Origin of the sequence: Pseudomonas trivialis, assembly GCF_036864995.1 — a bacterium.
Taxonomy (GTDB): domain Bacteria; phylum Pseudomonadota; class Gammaproteobacteria; order Pseudomonadales; family Pseudomonadaceae; genus Aquipseudomonas; species Aquipseudomonas trivialis.
Genome location: NZ_CP142151.1, coordinates 3,924,875 through 3,942,058, shown reverse-complemented (window position 1 = coordinate 3,942,058; position 17,184 = coordinate 3,924,875). Strand labels below are relative to the sequence as shown.

Sequence of the window (17,184 nt, the reverse complement as noted above, 5' to 3'; positions counted from 1 at the left end):
GCGTGCGGCTCAAGTGCATCAAGCTGGCGGGGTTCAAATCCTTCGTCGACCCGACCACGGTGAACTTCCCCAGTAACATGGCGGCGGTGGTCGGGCCCAATGGGTGCGGCAAGTCGAACATCATCGACGCCGTGCGCTGGGTGATGGGCGAGAGCTCGGCAAAGAACCTGCGTGGCGAGTCGATGACCGACGTCATCTTCAACGGCTCCACCAGCCGCAAGCCCGTGAGTCAGGCCAGCATCGAGCTGGTATTCGACAACTCCGACGGCACCCTGGTCGGCGAATACGCCGCCTACGCGGAAATCTCCATCCGCCGCAAAGTCACCCGCGACAGCCAGAACAGCTACTTCCTCAACGGCACCAAGTGCCGTCGACGCGACATCACCGATATCTTCCTCGGCACCGGCCTGGGCCCGCGCAGCTACTCGATCATCGAGCAGGGCATGATCTCCAAGCTGATCGAAGCCAAGCCTGAGGATCTGCGCAACTTCATCGAAGAAGCCGCCGGCATCTCCAAGTACAAGGAGCGCCGCCGCGAGACCGAAAACCGCATCCGTCGCACCCACGAAAACCTCGCCCGCCTGACCGACCTGCGCGAAGAGCTGGAGCGTCAGTTGGAGCGCCTGCACCGCCAGGCCCAGGCGGCCGAGAAGTATCAGGAATACAAGGGCGAGGAACGCCAGCTCAAGGCGCAGTTGTCGGCCCTGCGCTGGCAGGCGCTGAACGAGCAGGTGGGTCAGCGCGAGGCGATCATCGGCACCCAGGAAATCAGCTTCGAAGCCCTGGTGGCCGAACAGCGCAACGCCGACGCGAGCATCGAGCGCCTGCGTGACGGGCACCATGACCTGTCCGAGCGCTTCAATCTGGTGCAGGGGCGCTTCTATTCGGTGGGCGGCGACATTGCCCGCGTCGAGCAGAGCATCCAGCACGGCCAGCAGCGTCTGCGTCAGTTGCAGGACGATTTGAAGGAAGCTGAGCGCGCGCGCCTGGAAACCGAATCGCACCTGGGCCATGACCGCACTCTGTTGCTGACCCTCGGCGAAGAGCTGGACATGCTCACCCCCGAGCAGGAAATCACCAGCGCCGCCGCCGAGGAAGCCGCTGCTGCCCTGGAAGAAGCCGAAACCACCATGCACGGCTGGCAGGAGCAGTGGGACGCCTTCAACCTGCAATCGGCCGAACCGCGCCGTCAGGCCGAAGTGCAGCAGTCGCGCATCCAGCAGCTGGAAACCAGCATGGAGCGCCTGGCCGAGCGCCAGCGCCGCATGCTCGAAGAGCGCGCGCTGCTCGCCGCCGACCCTGAAGACGCGGCAATCATGGCCTTGAACGAGCAACTGGCCGAAAGCGAGATGACTCTCGAAGAGCTCGAAGCCAGTGAAGAACAGCAAGTGGAGCGCCTGGAGCAACTGCGTCAGCAATTGCACACGGCGACCCAGGCCCAGCAGCAGGCCCAGGGCGATCTGCAGCGGCTCAATGGCCGGCTGGCGTCGCTTGAGGCCTTGCAGCAAGCCGCCCTTGACCCGGGCACCGGCACCGCCGAATGGCTGCGCGACCAGCACCTGGCCGAACGTCCGCGCCTGGCCGAAGGCCTGAAGGTGGACGCCGGTTGGGAATTGGCAGTGGAGACCGTTTTGGGTGCCGACCTGCAAGCGGTGTTGGTGGATGATTTCGCCGGCTTTGACCTGGCCGGCTTTGCCCAGGGCGATCTGCGCCTGCTCAGCCCGGACGCCGATGGCAAACGGGTGCCGGGCAGCCTGCTGGACAAGGTCGAGGCGGCCGTTGACCTGTCGCCGTGGCTGGGCCAGGTCAGGCCGGTTGAATCCCTCGACGAGGCGCTGGCCCAGCGCAGCCAGTTGGCGGCGGGCGACAGCCTGATCAGCCGCGATGGCTACTGGGTCGGCCGTCACTTCCTGCGCGTACGCCGCGCCAGCGAAGCCGAAAGCGGCGTGTTGGCCCGTGGCCAGGAAATCGTCAACCTGAGTGCCGAGCGCGAGGAACGCGAAGCCACCTTGGAACGCCTGGAAACCGAACTGCAAACCCTGCGCGCCACCCAGCGCCAGCAGGAAACCGGCCGCGAGCACCTGCGCCGTCTGTTGCAGGACGAAGCGCGCCAGCAGGGCGAATTGAAGGCGCAGCTCTCGGCGAGCAAGGTCAAGGCCGAGCAACTGACGCTGCGCCGCACGCGTCTCGACGAAGAAGTCGCCGAGATGGGCGAGCAGCGTGCCCTCGAACACGAACAGATCGGCGAAGCGCGCCTGCAGTTGCAGGAAGCCCTCGACAGCATGGCGCTGGACACCGAACAGCGCGAGCTGCTGCTGGCCCAGCGCGACAGCCTGCGCGAACGCCTCGATCGCGTGCGTCAGGAAGCCCGGCAACACAAGGATCACGCCCATCAGTTGGCGGTGCGCCTGGGCTCGTTGCGCGCCCAGCATGCGTCCACTGCCCAGGCCCTCGAACGTTTGGAGATGCAGTCCGAACGCCTTACCGAAAAACGCGAGCAACTGAGCCTGAACCTGGAGGAGGGCGAAGCGCCGCTGGAAGAGCTGCGCCTCAAACTCGAAGAGCTGCTCGACAAGCGCATGAGCGTGGACGAAGAACTCAAGACCGCGCAGATCGCCCTGGAAGATGCCGACCGCGAATTGCGCGACGCCGAGAAGCGTCGCACCCAGGCCGAGCAGCAATCGCAGTTGATCCGTGGCCAGCTCGAACAACAGCGCATGGAGTGGCAATCCCTCACGGTGCGCCGCAAGACCCTGCAGGACCAGTTGCTCGAAGACGGCTATGACCTGCACGGCGTGCTCAACACCCTGACTGCCCAGGCCAACGAGAAAGACGCCGAAGAAGAACTCGAACGCATTGCCGCGCGCATTCAGCGCCTGGGCGCGATCAACCTCGCGGCCATCGACGAATACCAGCAGCAGTCCGAGCGCAAACGTTATCTGGATGCTCAGGACGCCGACCTGGTCGAAGCGCTGGATACCCTGGAAAACGTGATCCGCAAGATCGACAAGGAAACCCGCAACCGCTTCAAGGATACCTTTGATCAGATTAATGGCGGTTTACAGGCGTTATTCCCGAAAGTTTTCGGCGGTGGCAGCGCTTATCTGGAACTGACGGGCGAAGATCTACTCGATACAGGGGTGACGATCATGGCGCGCCCGCCGGGCAAGAAGAACAGCACCATCCATTTGTTGTCCGGCGGCGAAAAAGCCCTGACCGCACTGGCGCTGGTATTTGCCATCTTCAAGCTCAACCCGGCGCCGTTCTGCATGCTCGACGAAGTGGATGCGCCGCTGGATGATGCGAACGTCGGGCGCTATGCGCGCCTGGTCAAGGAGATGTCCCAGACGGTGCAGTTCATCTATATCACCCACAACAAGATCGCCATGGAAATGGCCGATCAACTGATGGGGGTGACGATGCACGAACCGGGGTGTTCGCGATTGGTGGCGGTGGATGTCGAAGAAGCGCTGAAGATGGTGGAATCTTGAGCGCGGCCATCGACGCAAATGCAGGGTGCGATAGAGGGCGTTTTACCGGTCTGGAGAAAGTAGCAAATGGACATATTTGTTCAAGGCATTTTGACAGACGGTGTAAAGTTATCTTTGGTCGTGCTAGTTTAATGTCAATTTTCGTGTACGTGGGCAAAACGTCAGTCAGAACATAGAGTTGGCGCCACGTTTTAAAGCGGTTTGCACGGTGCTAAACCCCTTATTTTTCAGCATTTTTTATTAGAGGCACGGGATTACATGGAAATCGGTCTGCGCGAGTGGCTGATCGTCATCGGCATCATTGTGATTGCCGGTATTCTTTTTGATGGCTGGCGCCGCATGCGCGGTGGCAAGGGCAAGCTTAAGTTTCGTCTGGACCGCAACCTGTCCAACTTGCCCGACGACGACGGCAGCGCCGAGCTGCTGGGGCCGCCCCGTGTGCTCGATACCCATAAAGAGCCGCAGCTCGATGAGCACGACCTGCCGTCGATGAGCGCGCCGCAGCGTGAAGCCCGCGAGCCGTCCAGGCGTGGCAAGCGCGGCAGTGCAGGCGCCGCCGAACCGCATCAGGGTGACTTGAACCTCGACGTGGAAGAAGGCCCGAGCTTCAGCAGCCGCGACGATGATTTCCCCGATGAAAACATTGGCAAGCAGGCCTCGCGCCAGTCGGTCAGCGACCAGCCAGCCGCCGAGGAAGTGCTGGTGATCAGCGTGATCTGCCGCGACGCCGGTGGTTTCAAAGGCCCGGCGCTGTTGCAGAACATTCTCGAAAGCGGCCTGCGCTTTGGCGAGATGGATATTTTCCATCGTCACGAAAGCATGGCCGGTAACGGCGAAGTGCTGTTCTCCATGGCCAACGCGGTCAAGCCGGGCACCTTCGACCTGGACGACATCGACCTGTTCAGCACCCCGGCGGTGAGTTTCTTCCTTGGCCTGCCAGGCCCGCGTCACCCGAAACAGGCGTTCGACGTGATGGTGGCGGCAGCCCGCAAGCTGTCCCAGGAACTCAACGGCGAACTTAAGGACGACCAGCGCAGCGTGCTGACCGCCCAGACCATCGAGCATTACCGTCAGCGCATCGTCGAGTTCGAGCGTCGCGCCCTGACACAGAAACGCTGAGGTTCGATCTTAAGCGTTGTCTGTAGAATCCGTGCACTAACATATTGAGCAGCTTCGGCTGCTCTTTTGCTTTATGAGAGAACACCCATGACCGCCGCCCACACCCGCATTCTCGAGCTGCGCGCTGAACTGGATCAGCACAACTACCGCTACCACGTGCTCGACGAGCCGAGCATTCCGGACGCCGAGTACGACCGCCTGTTCCACGAACTCAAGGCCCTGGAGGCCGAGCATCCTGATCTGGTGACGCGCGATTCGCCGACTCAGCGGGTGGGCAGTGCGGCGCTGTCGGCGTTTACCCAGGTGCGCCATGAGATTCCCATGCTCAGCCTGGGCAACGCGTTCGATGAGAACAGCATGCTGGAGTTTGATCGGCGCGTGACCGAAGGTCTGGACCTGCCGGCCGGCGACCTCTTTGGCGCTGTCGAGTACAGCTGCGAACCCAAGCTCGATGGCCTGGCGGTCAGCCTTTTGTATCAGGACGGCGAGCTGGTGCGTGGCGCCACCCGTGGCGACGGCACCACCGGCGAAGACATCAGCGTCAACGTGCGCACCGTGCGCAATATCCCGCTCAAACTGCATGGCAGCGGCTGGCCGGCGACGCTGGAAGTGCGCGGCGAAGTGTTCATGTCCAAGGCCGGTTTCGAGCGGCTCAACGCGTCGCAGCTGGAAGTCGGCGGCAAGACCTTCGCCAACCCGCGCAACGCGGCAGCCGGCAGCCTGCGCCAGTTGGACTCGAAGATCACCGCCAGTCGCCCGTTGGAATTCTGCTGTTATGGCATCGGCCAGGTGACGGCGGATATCAGCGACAGCCATATCGGCAACCTGCAGCAACTGCAGCAGTGGGGCCTGCCGATCAGTCACGAACTGAAACTGGCCAAGGGCATTCAGGATTGCCTTGACTACTACCGCGACATCGGCGAGCGGCGTAACAGCCTGCCCTATGAAATCGACGGCGTGGTGTTCAAGGTCAACCGCATTGCCTCCCAGCGCGAACTGGGGTTTCGTGCCCGCGAACCGCGCTGGGCCATTGCCCATAAATTTCCGGCCATGGAAGAACTCACCGAGCTGCTCGATGTGGAGTTTCAGGTCGGCCGTACCGGCGCCGTCACCCCGGTGGCGCGCCTGAAGCCGGTGAAAGTGGCCGGCGTGACGGTGTCCAACGCCACCTTGCACAACATGGATGAAGTGGCGCGCCTGGGCCTGATGATCGGCGACACGGTGATCATCCGCCGCGCCGGAGACGTGATCCCGCAGGTGGTCTCGGTGGTGACCGAACGCCGCCCCGAGCACGCCCGCGCGGTGCAGATCCCCGAGCGTTGCCCGGTGTGCGGTTCCCACGTGGAGCGCACGCAGCTGGTCAAGCGCAGCAAGGGCAAGGAAACCGTCAGCGAGGGCGCGGTGTACCGTTGCGTCGGCCGCCTGGCCTGTGGTGCGCAGCTCAAGCAGGCGATTATCCATTTTGTCTCGCGCCGGGCCATGGACATTGACGGCCTGGGCGACAAGACCATCGAGCAACTGGTGGATGAAAAACTCATCGGTTCGCCAGCCGACCTCTACAAGCTCACGTACGAGCAGATCATCGACCTGGAAGGCTTCGCCGATATTTCCAGCAAGAAGCTGATCACCGCGATTGAAAACAGCAGGACGCCGACCCTGGCGCGGTTTATCTACGCTCTGGGCATTCCCGATGTGGGCGAGGAGACCGCCAAGGTGCTGGCACGCTCCCTGGCCTCGCTGGAGCGGGTGCAGCAGGCCTTGCCGCAGGTGCTGACGTACTTGCCGGACGTGGGCCTGGAAGTGGCGCACGAGATTCATAGCTTCTTCGAAGACGCTCATAACCGGCAGGTTATCGGCGCGCTGCTGTCGCCGGACGAATGCGGCCTGCAGTTGCAGGATCAGGGCGACCTGAGCGCCGAGTTCGCCGCCAGCACCACCCTGGGCGGCTTGCTCGACAAACTGCACGTACCGTCCGTCGGCCCGGGCGCGGCGCAGAAGCTCGCCGACAAGTTCGGCAGCCTCGAAGGCGTAATCAAGGCCGACTGGCTCGACATGCGTCAGGCACTGCCCGAGAAGCAGGCCAAGGCGGTGCGCGAGTACTTTGATAACCCGGCAAACGCCAGCCACGCGTTGGCCATCGAGCAGCAGCTCAAGGCCTTCGGCATGCACTGGGAGAGCGAGAAAAAGGTGGTCGAAGGCCTGCCGGAAGCCGGGCACACCTGGGTCCTCACCGGTTCTCTGGAACTGATGAGCCGTGACGTTGCCAAGGAAAAGCTCGAAAGCCTGGGCGCCAAGGTGGCCGGTTCCGTGTCGGCGAAAACCCACTGCGTGGTGGCTGGGCCGGGGGCAGGATCCAAGTTGGCCAAGGCCAGCGAGCTGGGGCTCAAAGTGCTGGATGAGGCCGCCTTTGTGGCGTTCCTGAGCAAGTACGGCAAAGCCTGACGCTGCGCGCGGGAACGATCCCGTGCGCAAGGTGATCTAGTCTCTGTCTTCCCGTGAGAGATCGCCATGTTCCGCTACTTCGAGCAACTCAGTTCGCGCATCGCCGCCCCGTTCATGGCCGGATCCTCGCGTAACAGCAAGGTCTGGCAATGCCGCTGCGGCCAGTCGCTGTTTTTTCGCAACAGCCAGTGCCTGACCTGCTCGGCCCTGCTGGGCTATCACCCGCAGCAGAGCCGTCTGTCGTCGCTGCATCCGGGCCCGGTGGACGATACCTGGCAGATGGATGACAACCTCGACGCCGGCGCCTTTCGCCGTTGCGCCAACCTCGACACCCCGGCGGCGTGCAACTGGCTGATCCCGGCCCACAGCACCGACACGCTGTGCGTGGCCTGCAGCCTGAACCGCACCATTCCTGACCTGTCGATTGCAGAAAATCACGAACGCTGGGGCAAGGTCGAGACGGCCAAGCGTCGGCTCGTCGCACAGTTGATCAGCCTGGGCCTGCAAGTGGTGCCCAAAAGCGTGGATGAAGAGGCGGGCCTGGCCTTCGACTTCGTCGGTGTCGACCTTGAAGGCAATGCACCCACCACCGGACATGCCAACGGCCTGATCACCCTCGACATCAAGGAAGCCGACGACGCCCACCGCGAGAAGGTCCGCGTGCAGATGCACGAACCCTACCGCACCTTGCTGGGGCATTTTCGTCATGAAGTCGGCCATTATTACTGGGATCGTCTGATCGCCAACAGCCACTGGCTGCAGCCATATCGCGACCTGTTCGGCGACGAACGCGCCAGTTATGCCGAGGCGCTCGACCAGCACTACCAGCACGGCCCGCGTGCCGACTGGCAGCAGACCTGCGTCAGTGCCTACGCCACCATGCACCCGTGGGAAGACTGGGCGGAAACCTGGGCCCACTACCTGCACATGATGGACGCCGTCGACACCGCCCTGGGCTTTGGCATGAGTGCCCGTGAGATGGACCTGGATTACCAGCCGTTCCCCCTCACCACCCTCTACGACCCCGAGCATCCCGGCGGCCCGGCGTTCCTGTCGTTCGTCAACGCCTGGATCGAACTGGCCGGCATGCTCAACGAACTGTCACGCAGCATGGGCCAGCCGGATTTCTACCCCTTTGTGCTGCCGCCTGCGGTGATCGCCAAGCTGCACTTCATTCACCTGGTGATTCAGGAAGAGGGCGGCCGGGCTGATGAGGTCCTGCTGGCAAAATGAAAGAGCGACAGTGGTGAGGCGCAAGTCTGTGGCAAGTGCTTGAACCAGCGGATATTTTTAATCCGGCACCAACGGTTGTAACTTCCGATGAGATCGGTACAATGGCCCCGCTTGCCGAGAGGCAGGCGTCGTTATGGTGACCCCATCGGTCCCCCCGCAACGATTACCCGTGAACCTGGTCAGAGCCGGAAGGCAGCAGCCACAGCGGGAACATTGTGTGCCGGGGTGTGGCTGGTGGGGTTGCCTCCATAACGCTCTCCCTCCAGATTCAACTCCCCATCCCTTTATTCAGCCCTCTGCCCATTTTTCATGGCGCGGACGATTCCGGCTGGACAACGTCAAACTGCCTGCTAATTTCAATCATGCAAATGACCTCAGTGCTGGAGTAGTGATGAAGTGAAGGCGCTCATTTCCTGAAGGTTTAGGATGATTGCCATGACCATTTCTCCAGATTTATCCGGTTCTATCGGTGCTTCAGTCGGTACCGTCGGTAAAGCCAGCAATGCGCCGGTCGATGTCAGGTACATCCAGCAGCTGTTCAATCTGATCGCCCCCTCATCCGTTTCTCCCCTGGTGGTGGACGGCAAGTCGGGCCCGCTGTTGAACCAACGTATCGTCGACTTTCAAAAGAATCGCCTCAATGTCGCCAGCCCTGATGGCGTCATCGATCCGGGCGGAAGGACGTTCAAAGGGTTGATCGAAGCTGCGCGTACGGGCGGACAATCCGCTGCGACGGTTCAGTCGCCGGTTCAGGCGGTATCGGACAAGCAGCCGTTGGTCACCCAAGCCACCTGCGACGGTAACGTGACCCTCAGCGAGGCTGACTTCAAGCAGGCTGCGCTCGCGTTGGGCAACGGTATCGAGGTGAACATCATCAAGGCGTTCGCCATTGTGGAGTCGGGTGGGCGGTCCGGGTTCGGGCCGGAAAAATTCCCGGTGCTCGCCTACGAGCGGCACATCTTCCACAAATACACCCAGAAAAAGTACGACAGTACCCATCCCAATCTTTCAGCACCCTATATGGCCAAGGCCGACACGCAATGGCGAATCAATAACAAGGATCAGGCCACCGCCTGGCAGACCTTGCGGGCGGCCTACAGCCTGGACCAGAAGGCCGCATTGATGTCCGCGTCCTACGGCATGTTTCAAATCATGGGTTTCAATTTTGCCGCCTGCGGCTTCAAGGATGTGTTTGATTTTGTTGCCGCGATGAAGCTTAACGCCGGCCAGCAACTGAACGCATTTGTCGGTTTCTGCAGCAAGAATGCGGTGTTGGTCAAAGCCATGAAGACCCGGGATTATATGGGGATGGCCCGCAACTACAACGGTCCGCAATACGGCGATTACGATCAGCGAATCAAAAAGGCTTATGAAAAGCTGCAAGCCGGTCAGTAGCGTCCCGCATAGGTTGTTTCTCGCCAGGAAACAGCCTATGGACAACCCCAAATCAACTTGTTAGCGTCCGCCAGCCCTCTGCTTTATCGCCTGGCAAGCGCGGACTTGATAGTGAATGTGGGGAAAAACAGAATGATCCGTTTTCTGGCGATGGGTGTGTTGTCGTTATGCGTCGTTGGCCCGGCCTTGGCGGGTTCGGCCCAACTGCATTCGGGCAGATACGAAGGCTTGATGCTCGCCGTGACGCCGCAGCATGAGGTCGAAGGCTATTACGCAGAAGAAATGGGCGAGGGCGTGACGCGCGGTTGCGCGTTCTACCTGCAAGGCAAGCCCGACGCGCTGACCACCTGGCTCGACGCCGCCTACCCCGGCAGCGTGGCGCCGTCAGCCGATGGCGTAACGTTGACCGTGGAGCAGGGCCGTCAGCACCCTGGTTGCATGAATGTGCTGATGCCCGAGATCGCCACCGGCCTGGACTTGAGCGAGACCGCCGATACGAAGTGGATCGGTCTGGTGACCGTGTCGACCGACAAGGCCTACCTGCTTGAATCGCCGGGAGCCGCGGCCGCCAAGCGGCCTTATATCATCAGGCACGATGTGGTGGGTGTGCTGGCCTTCCAGGATGGCTGGGCCCAGGTCGAGTTCACCAATGCCCGTGATCATACCTACACCGGCTGGATCAGCCAGGATCAGTACGCTCGGTTGACTGCGCCGAAAAGCTGACCTCAACGACACAGACAATCCAAATGTGGGAGAGGGCAAGCCCCCTCCCACATGGGTTTTCTGAGTTAAGCAAACTCCCTTGCTGGTCTTCAGTCCGCCGGGGCATTGGCGGCGGGGCGCCCGGTGTACAGCTGGATAATGCCGTCGATTTCCCCCGACTTCTTCATTTGCTGCAAGGTGCGCAGGATCTGTTGCACCGGCACGTCCGGGGCATTGCGCACCATGCACCTCAGGTCTTGCTCTTCAATCGTCGCCACCTTGTGCAAACGCTGCCCAACCGGGACTTTCTGATTGAAGCGATCGACGATCCATTCATTCATCACCGCATAGTCGAAGCGCCCGGCCACCAGCTTTTGCAGCACCTGTTCCTCGCTGCGGGCATCGTCGCGGCTGAGCTGGCCGCTGGCAAACAGCAGGTCGAGGAGGGGGTAGCGGTAGTTGAGCACCGTGCCGATCGGTTGCGCGGCCAGTTCGTCCACCTTGACCGGCTGGCTGTTGACGCTGACCAGCACATCGCGCTGCACCATCAGCGGCACGCTCCAGCTGAAGTTGCCCGACAGGTCGTTGACCCAGGCCTGGGCGACGTAACAGCGCACATCAATGTCGCCATGGGCCATGGCTGCGGCAATCCGCACCCGCGACAGCACATGGAAGCTGATGGGGCGACCGACCTGGGTGGCCAGGCTGGACACGAGGTCATACACAATGCCCTGGGTGGGCACGCCGCCCTCCAGTTGCACCACCGGCATCGCCCAGCTGTCGGAAACCGAGAAACGCAGCGGCGCAGGGGCCGCCAGGGTGGCCGTGGCTATCATCCATAAAGCGCCCAGAACTACGCGCATATGCCCTCCATGTTCAGGCCTTCGAGAGGCTGTTGAGCACAGCTTAGTCAGATTAGACTAGCGTGCCGGATGCAATTTCCCCCTTGCTCCGCTAGCATTACCGGCTTCCGCTTCCCAGTTGCGACGGTTTTCGATGAGTTATCAGGTTCTTGCACGTAAATGGCGCCCGCGCTCGTTCCGCGAAATGGTCGGCCAGACCCATGTGCTCAAGGCTCTGATCAATGCCTTGGACAGCCAGCGGCTGCACCATGCCTACCTGTTCACCGGTACGCGGGGGGTGGGCAAGACCACCATCGCGCGCATCATCGCCAAGTGCCTGAACTGCGAAACCGGTATTACCTCCACACCCTGCGGTACCTGCTCGGTGTGCCGCGAGATCGACGAAGGGCGCTTCGTCGACCTGATCGAGATCGACGCCGCGAGCCGCACCAAGGTCGAGGACACCCGCGAACTGCTCGACAACGTGCAGTACGCCCCCAGCCGCGGCCGCTTCAAGGTCTACCTGATCGACGAAGTGCACATGCTGTCCAGCCATTCCTTCAACGCGCTGTTGAAAACCCTGGAAGAGCCGCCGCCCTACGTCAAATTCATCCTGGCCACCACCGACCCGCAGAAACTTCCTGCGACGATTTTGTCGCGGTGCCTGCAATTCTCCCTGAAAAACATGACCCCGGAGCGCGTGGTCGAGCATCTGACCCACGTGCTCGGCGTCGAGAACGTACCGTTCGAGGACGACGCACTGTGGCTGCTCGGCCGCGCCGCCGATGGCTCGATGCGCGACGCCATGAGCCTCACCGACCAGGCCATCGCCTTCGGTGAAGGCAAGGTCATGGCCGCCGATGTGCGCGCCATGCTGGGCACCCTGGACCACGGCCAGGTGTTCGACGTGCTGCACGCGCTGATCGAGGGCGACGCAAAGGCACTGCTCGAAGCGGTGCGCCATTTGTCGGAGCAGGGCCCGGACTGGAACGGCGTGCTCTCGGAAATACTCAACGTGTTGCACCGCGTCGCCATCGCCCAGGCGCTGCCTGAAGGCGTCGACAACGGCCATGGTGACCGTGACCGCGTTTTGGCCCTGGCCCAAGCGCTGCCGGCCGAAGATGTGCAGTTCTATTACCAGATGGGCCTGATTGGTCGCCGCGACCTGCCGCTGGCGCCGGACCCGCGCGGTGGCTTCGAGATGGTGCTGTTGCGCATGCTGGCCTTCCGGCCCGCCGACTCGGCCGACGCGCCGAGGCAGCCGCTAAAGCCAGTGGGGATCAGCCAGGCCACAGTTGATTCCGCCAAATCCGTGGCGGGTGCGGCGGTGGTTGCGCCGCTGGCGACTGCGCCTGTTGTGCCTGAGCCGGCGCCAGAGCCAGAGCCATTACCCGAGCCGGCGCCGGTCGTGGTCGAACCCGATGAGCCCGAGGCGATTGTCGATCTGCCCTGGAACGAGCCGGCCCCAGCCGAGCCCGAACCCGAACAGCAGCACGCCGTGGAACCCGTACTGGAAACCACCGGCGAGCAGCCCGAACTGACGCCGATGCCCACGCCGACCCCGGACAGCGTGGTGCCGGATGCCCCCGAGTGGGTATCCGCGCCAGTTCCCGAACCGACCGTTGCGCAGGTTGAAGCCGCCGTTCCGGCTATCGACCTCGACGACGAACCGCCGCTGGACGAAGATTACATCGAGCCGGATATGGATTCGGCCTACAGCTACCTGGACGAATTGGCCAGTGAGCACGTCGCCGAACCGGCCCCGGAGCCCGAGGCGGAACCCGCCGCGGCCCCGGCCACCGGTCTGGCGCTGCAATGGCTGGAGTTGTTCCCGAAACTGCCGATTTCCGGCATGACCGGCAGCATCGCCGCCAACTGCACCCTGATCGCCATCGACGGCGACCACTGGCTGCTGCACCTGGACCCGGCCCACAGCGCCCTGTTCAATGCGACCCAGCAGCGCCGGCTCAACGATGCGCTCAACCAGTACCACGGGCGCACGTTGACCATCGCCATCGAGCTGATCAAGCCCGAGCAGGAAACCCCGGCCCAGGCCGCGACCCGTCGGCGCATCAACCGCCAGCGCGATGCCGAACAGTCGATCCAGGCTGATCCGCTCGTCCAGCAGATGATGCAGCAGTTCGGTGCGGTGGTGCGTCACGATACTATTGAACCTGTCGAGGCTCCGGTGACCCAAGCGTCATGACACCGGGCTGTTAACTGTTTGATCCACGTACTTTTGAGGTGATTCCCATGATGAAAGGTGGCATGGCCGGCCTGATGAAGCAGGCGCAGCAGATGCAGGAAAAGATGGCCAAGATGCAGGAAGAACTGGCCAACGCCGAAGTCACCGGCAAGGCCGGTGGCGATATGGTCAGCGTGGTAATGACGGGTCGTCACGACATCAAGCGCGTGAGCATCGACCCAAGCGTGCTGCCGGGCGTGGGCGAAGATGACCTGGAAATGCTCGAAGCGCTGTTTGCCTCGGCCGTCAACGACGCCGTGCGCAAGATCGAAGCCAACAGCCAGGACAAAATGTCCGGCATGACCGCCGGCATGCAGATGCCACCGGGAATGAAGCTGCCGTTCTGATCGTTCAGCCTGGGCTGTACGTCAATGCCAGGCCTTGCGCCTGGCATTTTTGTTTGTGCCGATCCGATCGAACCCCGGCATGACACTCGCGGTCTGCACCCTATACCGATGATTTCGATAAGGAGCACCCTGATGTCTCAAGAACCGACTCTCAACCAGCGCATCGTCCTGGTTTCGCGCCCCCAGGGCGCACCGACGCCGGAAAACTTCCGCCTGGAACGGGTGACGCTGCCGGAGCTGGCGGACGGCCAGGTGCTGCTCAAGACGCTGTACCTGTCCCTCGACCCCTACATGCGTGGCCGCATGAGCGACGCACCGTCTTACGCGGCGCCGGTGGAAATCGACGAGGTAATGACCGGCGGCGCCGTCAGCCGCGTCGAGCAATCGCGCAATCCGAAATTCGAAGTGGGCGACCTGGTGGTCGGTTCCACCGGCTGGCAGAGCCACAGCATTTGCGATGGCAGTAACCTGGTGCCGGTGCCCAATGGCCTGGCCAGCCCGTCGATGGCGCTGGGCGTGCTGGGTATGCCGGGCATGACCGCCTACATGGGCTTGATGGACATTGGCCAGCCCAAGACCGGCGAAACCCTCGTGGTGGCGGCGGCCTCCGGCGCGGTGGGCTCGGTGGTGGGGCAGGTGGCCAAGCTCAAGGGCCTGCGCGTGGTCGGCATCGCCGGCGGTGCGCAAAAATGCCGCTACGTGGTGGACGAGCTGGGTTTTGACGCCTGCGTCGACCACAAGAGCGAGGATTTCGCCAACGAGCTGGCCGTGGCTTGTGCCAACGGCGTCGATATTTATTACGAAAACGTCGGCGGCAAGGTGTTTGATGCGGTGCTGCCGTTGCTCAATGCCAAGGCGCGCATTCCCCTGTGTGGCTTGATCGCCGGTTACAACGCCAACGAAGCGCCCACCGGCCCTGATCGCCTGCCGGCGCTGCAACGCACCCTGCTGACCAAGCGTGTGCGTATTCAGGGCTTTATCGTGTTCGACGACTATGGCGACCGCCAGCCAGAATTCCTCAGCGCCATGGCGCCATGGGTGCGTGAGGGCAAGATCAAGTTCCGCGAGGACGTGGTCGACGGCCTGGAACAGGCGCCCGAGGCGTTTATCGGTTTGCTCGAAGGACGCAACTTCGGCAAGTTGGTGGTACGCGTCGCGCAGGATTGAGCATTTGACGCTAATCCGAGGCGCGGGTATAAACCGCGTCTCGTTGTTTTGTCGGACCCTTCGCCCATGAGCTTCAGCCCCCTGATTCGCCAACTGATCGACGGCCTGCGCACTTTGCCGGGCGTCGGCCAGAAAACCGCCCAGCGCATGGCGCTGCAACTGCTGGAGCGTGATCGCAGCGGTGGCATCCGTCTGGCCCAGGCCCTGAACCAGGCCATGGAAGGCGTAGGCCATTGCCGTCAGTGCCGCACCCTCACCGAAGAAGAACTCTGCCCGCAATGCGCCGACCCGCGCCGCGACGACACTTTGCTGTGCGTGGTGGAAGGGCCGATGGACGTATACGCGGTGGAGCAGACCGGCTATCGCGGCCGTTACTTCGTGCTCAAGGGCCACCTGTCGCCGTTGGACGGCCTGGGACCGGAGGCCATCGGCATTCCGCAACTGGTGACGCGGATCCAGGAGCAGGGCACGTTCACCGAAGTGATCCTGGCCACCAACCCGACCGTGGAAGGCGAGGCCACCGCGCATTACATCGCGCAGTTGCTGACCAACAAAGGCCTGATCACCTCGCGCATCGCCCACGGCGTGCCACTGGGTGGCGAGCTGGAACTGGTGGACGGCGGCACCCTGGCGCACTCGTTCGCCGGCCGCAAGCCCATCGCGCTCTAGGCAATACCGCAAGCCTCAAGGTGCACACCCAATAAAAATGTGGGAGGGGGCAAGCCCCCTCCCACATTTTGATTTGGGGCTTAACCGCTATTTTTCGGTCAACGCAAACTGCGTCAGGCAGAACGTGGGAATCCCCATAGCCTGCAAACGCTGCGACCCACCCAGCTCCGGCAAATCAATGATCGCCGCTGCTTCAAAGATCTGCGCGCCCATGCGTCGCACCAGGTTCGCTGCCGCAATCAGGGTGCCGCCGGTGGCGATCAGGTCATCGAACATCAGCACCGAGTCGCCTTCGCACAGGCTGTCGGCGTGCACTTCCAGAAAGGCCTCGCCGTATTCGGTCTGGTAACCCTCGGCCAGCACGTCGGCCGGCAATTTGCCTTGCTTGCGGAACAGGATCAGCGGTTTGTTCAACTGGTAGGCGATGATCGAGCCGATCAGGAAACCGCGCGCATCCATTGCGCCGATGTGCGTGAAATCGGCCTCGACGTAGCGCTGGGCAAAGGTATCGGCCACCAGGCGCAGAGCGCGGGGTGATTGGAACAGCGGCGTGATGTCACGGAAAATCACCCCAGGCTTGGGGAAGTCGATGACGGGGCGGATCAGGGATTTGATGTCGAACGAATCGAGGATCATCGTCGAGGGTCCTGGGAGGAAAACGGACGCGAAGTATACCTGCGGCGTCGCCGGCGCGCTTGGCCGCAGGTGTCTGGATCAGCCTTCCAGGGAACCGCCGGCCAGCGCGCACAGCTGGATCGGATCGAGGATGTGCACTTCCTTGCCCTCGGCGGCCAGCAATTGGCTCTGTTGAAAACGCGTGAAAACCCGGGACACGGTTTCCACCGCCAGGCCCAGGTAGTTGCCGATTTCATTGCGCGACATGCTCAGGCGGAACTGGTTGGCCGAGAACCCGCGCGCCCTGAAGCGCGCCGAGAGGTTGACCAGGAAGGTGGCGATGCGTTCGTCGGCGGTTTTCTTCGACAACAGCAACATCATCTGCTGGTCATCACGAATCTCGCGGCTCATCACGCGCATCAACTGGCGGCGCAGTTGCGGCAGTTGCAGGGCCAGTTCATCCAGGCGCTCGAAGGGGATTTCGCACACCGAGGTGGTCTCCATTGCCTGGGCCGACACCGGGTGCATCTCGGTGTCCATGCCTGACAGCCCGACCAGTTCGCTGGGCAGGTGAAAACCCGTGATCTGTTCTTCGCCGCTGCCGCTCAGGCTGAAGGTTTTCAATGCGCCCGAGCGTACTGCGTAGACGGAATCGAACCGGTCGCTCTGGCGAAACAGAAACTCGCCTTTCTTCAGCGGGCGCCCGCGTTTAACGATCTCGTCCAGCGCATCCATGTCTTCCAGATTCAACGAAAGTGGCAGGCAGAGGGGGGCCAGGCTGCAATCCTTGCAGTGAGCCTGGCTGTGAGCGCGCAGTTTGACTGGCTCAGGCATTTCTTAAATCCTTGTGGGAAATCACACATAAGACGTAAGGGTAACGCACCGAGGGTAGGTGAGGCCAGCGCGTACAAATCAGC

Annotated in this window: 13 protein-coding genes and 1 other RNA gene; 11 read left to right on the top strand and 3 right to left on the bottom strand. The window is 62.3% G+C overall.

Annotated elements, in window-relative coordinates; genetic code table 11:
* The first annotated feature begins 2 nt into the window (after nt 1–2).
* The 7 genes from smc (at nt 3) to VRB54_RS17150 (ending at nt 10,403) form a co-directional block, all read left to right on the top strand.
* On the top strand, nt 3–3,491 hold the full coding sequence (smc, locus tag VRB54_RS17180; RefSeq protein WP_338478126.1) for a chromosome segregation protein SMC: 3,489 nt from the start codon (nt 3–5) through the stop codon (nt 3,489–3,491).
* A gap of 258 nt (nt 3,492–3,749) precedes the next feature.
* Nucleotides 3,750–4,610, top strand: coding sequence for a cell division protein ZipA (zipA, locus tag VRB54_RS17175; RefSeq protein ID WP_338478125.1), 861 nt, complete (start codon nt 3,750–3,752; stop codon nt 4,608–4,610).
* Nucleotides 4,611–4,697: 87 nt separating this feature from the next.
* Nucleotides 4,698–7,052 (top strand): NAD-dependent DNA ligase LigA, encoded by a 2,355-nt coding sequence (gene ligA, locus VRB54_RS17170; RefSeq protein WP_338478124.1) that lies wholly within the window; start codon nt 4,698–4,700, stop codon nt 7,050–7,052.
* A 66-nt stretch (nt 7,053–7,118) separates the two neighbouring features.
* Nucleotides 7,119–8,285, top strand: coding sequence for a zinc-binding metallopeptidase family protein (locus tag VRB54_RS17165; protein WP_338478123.1), 1,167 nt, complete (start codon nt 7,119–7,121; stop codon nt 8,283–8,285).
* 143 nt (nt 8,286–8,428) lie between these two features.
* An RNA gene (gene ffs, locus VRB54_RS17160) (signal recognition particle sRNA small type) lies at nt 8,429–8,525 on the top strand.
* A 195-nt stretch (nt 8,526–8,720) separates the two neighbouring features.
* Nucleotides 8,721–9,680: an N-acetylmuramidase family protein gene (locus tag VRB54_RS17155; RefSeq protein ID WP_422396062.1), complete on the top strand. Its 960-nt coding sequence runs from the start codon at nt 8,721–8,723 to the stop codon at nt 9,678–9,680.
* A 132-nt stretch (nt 9,681–9,812) separates the two neighbouring features.
* Complete coding sequence (locus tag VRB54_RS17150) at nt 9,813–10,403, top strand: hypothetical protein (RefSeq protein ID WP_338478121.1); 591 nt, start codon at nt 9,813–9,815, stop codon at nt 10,401–10,403.
* A gap of 89 nt (nt 10,404–10,492) precedes the next feature.
* Here the strand turns inward: VRB54_RS17150 and VRB54_RS17145 are convergent, their stop codons facing one another.
* A complete protein-coding gene (locus VRB54_RS17145) occupies nt 10,493–11,245 on the bottom strand; it encodes a transporter substrate-binding domain-containing protein (protein WP_338478120.1) in 753 nt (250 codons plus the stop codon).
* Nucleotides 11,246–11,378: 133 nt separating this feature from the next.
* Here VRB54_RS17145 and dnaX point away from each other — a divergent pair, with 133 nt between their 5' ends.
* From dnaX to recR, 4 genes are all read left to right on the top strand, one after another.
* The gene (gene dnaX, locus VRB54_RS17140) at nt 11,379–13,430 is read left to right on the top strand and encodes a DNA polymerase III subunit gamma/tau (RefSeq protein ID WP_338478119.1); all 2,052 of its coding nucleotides are present in this window, start codon (nt 11,379–11,381) and stop codon (nt 13,428–13,430) included.
* 47 nt (nt 13,431–13,477) lie between these two features.
* Nucleotides 13,478–13,816, top strand: a complete 339-nt coding sequence (locus VRB54_RS17135) for a YbaB/EbfC family nucleoid-associated protein (RefSeq protein WP_003230417.1) — start codon at nt 13,478–13,480, stop codon at nt 13,814–13,816.
* Between the two features lie 132 nt (nt 13,817–13,948).
* Nucleotides 13,949–14,983: an NADP-dependent oxidoreductase gene (locus tag VRB54_RS17130; RefSeq protein WP_338478118.1), complete on the top strand. Its 1,035-nt coding sequence runs from the start codon at nt 13,949–13,951 to the stop codon at nt 14,981–14,983.
* 66 nt (nt 14,984–15,049) lie between these two features.
* On the top strand, nt 15,050–15,652 hold the full coding sequence (gene recR / locus VRB54_RS17125) for a recombination mediator RecR (RefSeq protein WP_338478117.1): 603 nt from the start codon (nt 15,050–15,052) through the stop codon (nt 15,650–15,652).
* A gap of 87 nt (nt 15,653–15,739) precedes the next feature.
* Here the strand turns inward: recR and VRB54_RS17120 are convergent, their stop codons facing one another.
* A complete protein-coding gene (locus VRB54_RS17120) occupies nt 15,740–16,288 on the bottom strand; it encodes an adenine phosphoribosyltransferase (RefSeq protein WP_057009159.1) in 549 nt (182 codons plus the stop codon).
* Nucleotides 16,289–16,366: 78 nt separating this feature from the next.
* On the bottom strand, nt 16,367–17,101 hold the full coding sequence (gene fnr / locus VRB54_RS17115) for a fumarate/nitrate reduction transcriptional regulator Fnr (protein ID WP_003230424.1): 735 nt from the start codon (nt 17,099–17,101) through the stop codon (nt 16,367–16,369).
* Between the last annotated feature and the right edge of the window lie 83 nt (nt 17,102–17,184).

Coding starts and splice junctions, on each gene's coding strand:
- recR (WP_338478117.1), top strand. CDS start 15,050: ATGAGCTTCAGCCCCCTGATTCGCCAACTGATCGACGGCCTGCGCACT.
- VRB54_RS17120 (WP_057009159.1), bottom strand. CDS start 16,288: ATGATCCTCGATTCGTTCGACATCAAATCCCTGATCCGCCCCGTCATC.
- VRB54_RS17155 (WP_422396062.1), top strand. CDS start 8,721: ATGACCATTTCTCCAGATTTATCCGGTTCTATCGGTGCTTCAGTCGGT.
- fnr (WP_003230424.1), bottom strand. CDS start 17,101: ATGCCTGAGCCAGTCAAACTGCGCGCTCACAGCCAGGCTCACTGCAAG.
- ligA (WP_338478124.1), top strand. CDS start 4,698: ATGACCGCCGCCCACACCCGCATTCTCGAGCTGCGCGCTGAACTGGAT.
- zipA (WP_338478125.1), top strand. CDS start 3,750: ATGGAAATCGGTCTGCGCGAGTGGCTGATCGTCATCGGCATCATTGTG.
- dnaX (WP_338478119.1), top strand. CDS start 11,379: ATGAGTTATCAGGTTCTTGCACGTAAATGGCGCCCGCGCTCGTTCCGC.
- VRB54_RS17130 (WP_338478118.1), top strand. CDS start 13,949: ATGTCTCAAGAACCGACTCTCAACCAGCGCATCGTCCTGGTTTCGCGC.
- VRB54_RS17145 (WP_338478120.1), bottom strand. CDS start 11,245: ATGCGCGTAGTTCTGGGCGCTTTATGGATGATAGCCACGGCCACCCTG.
- VRB54_RS17150 (WP_338478121.1), top strand. CDS start 9,813: ATGATCCGTTTTCTGGCGATGGGTGTGTTGTCGTTATGCGTCGTTGGC.
- VRB54_RS17135 (WP_003230417.1), top strand. CDS start 13,478: ATGATGAAAGGTGGCATGGCCGGCCTGATGAAGCAGGCGCAGCAGATG.
- VRB54_RS17165 (WP_338478123.1), top strand. CDS start 7,119: ATGTTCCGCTACTTCGAGCAACTCAGTTCGCGCATCGCCGCCCCGTTC.